This is a genomic window from Mesorhizobium sp. M4A.F.Ca.ET.050.02.1.1 (assembly GCF_003997725.1).
Classification (GTDB): Bacteria; Pseudomonadota; Alphaproteobacteria; order Rhizobiales; family Rhizobiaceae; genus Mesorhizobium.
Window position 1 is genome coordinate 1 of sequence record NZ_RZSG01001209.1, and the last position, 1,162, is coordinate 1,162.

Here is a 1,162-nt window from a genome sequence, read left to right on the forward strand (position 1 = left end):
GCATGAAGAACTGCGCCTTCTTTGCCCGGCCCGGCTCGACGGTCAGCGCCGCGTCGACGTAAAAACGCTGGCCGAGCGTCTCCTCCTCGTCCAGCACGCCGTGCCGGGCAAAGAAGGCGCAGTTCTTCATGCGGATGACATACATGGCTCAGCGTCCGGAGGGGTCGGTTTCACGCGCCAGCATAGCATCGGCCAGCGCCAGCGCATCCACGTTGATTGCGACATCGTGGACGCGAAATAGATGCGCGCCTTTCAATCTCAAAATGACGCTGGTCGCCGCTGTTCCGGCCCCGCGCCCGAGGGCGTCCCGCCCGGTCACCGCACCGATGAAGCGCTTTCGCGATGTGCCGGCCATCAGCGGGTAACCCAGCGCATGGAGCTCGGAAAACCGCGCCATCAGATCGAGGTTTTCCTCCGCCGTTTCCTTGGCGAAGCCGAAGCCGGGATCGAGCACGATCTGATCGTCGGCGATGCCGCCGGCCCGCGCGATCTGCAGCGATTTCCTGAGAAAGAAAAGCTGATCATCGATGACGTCGGGCAGCTTTCGCCTGCCGCGCCCGGTGTGCATGATGACGAGGCCGGCGCCGTTTTCGGCGGCGACGCGGGCAATGCCCGGCTCGCGCTGCAGGCCCCAGACATCGTTGACGATATGCGCGCCGGCGGCGACGGCCAGACGCGCGGTGTCCTCGCGATAGGTGTCGACCGAGATCAGCGCTTCGCCAGATTTGGCGAGCGCCTCGATGACCGGCAGGACGCGTGCCTGCTCTTCCTGGCCGGTCACGGCTGACGCGCCTGGCCTGGTCGATTCGCCGCCGACATCGATGACGGCGGCGCCCTCCTCCACCATGCGGCGCGCCTGGTCGAGCGCCGCGTCGCGCGCGGCGAACAGCCCGCCATCGGAAAAACTGTCCGGCGTGACGTTGAGGATGCCGACCACGACGGCCTTGCCGCCAAGGTCGAGATGGCGTCCATGCGCCAGCTGCCATCGCCTCGTCGTCATCGTCCGTCAACCATCTTGTGATCCCGCTGGAAATCAAATCCGTTGCGCCGAGAGCGGCCGTAAAGCAAGGTGGCCGAAGAGGCAACATGATGAAACGTTCGCTCGCTTGCGCCCTGATGCTCGCTTTGATGGCCCTGCCGGCCGGCGCGGCCAATCTGGTCA

2 protein-coding genes are annotated in these 1,162 nt (G+C 65.7%); both read right to left on the reverse strand.

All coding sequences use genetic code 11. From position 1 onward, the window contains the following. Positions 1 to 145: dihydroneopterin aldolase (locus EOA33_RS41620; RefSeq protein WP_348628298.1), on the reverse strand; the 145-nt coding region annotated here is incomplete at its 3' end. Positions 146 to 148: 3 nt separating this feature from the next. Further along, on the reverse strand, positions 149 to 1,000 hold the full coding sequence (gene folP / locus EOA33_RS36360; protein WP_127407770.1) for a dihydropteroate synthase: 852 nt from the start codon (positions 998 to 1,000) through the stop codon (positions 149 to 151). Positions 1,001 to 1,162 lie beyond the last annotated feature (162 nt).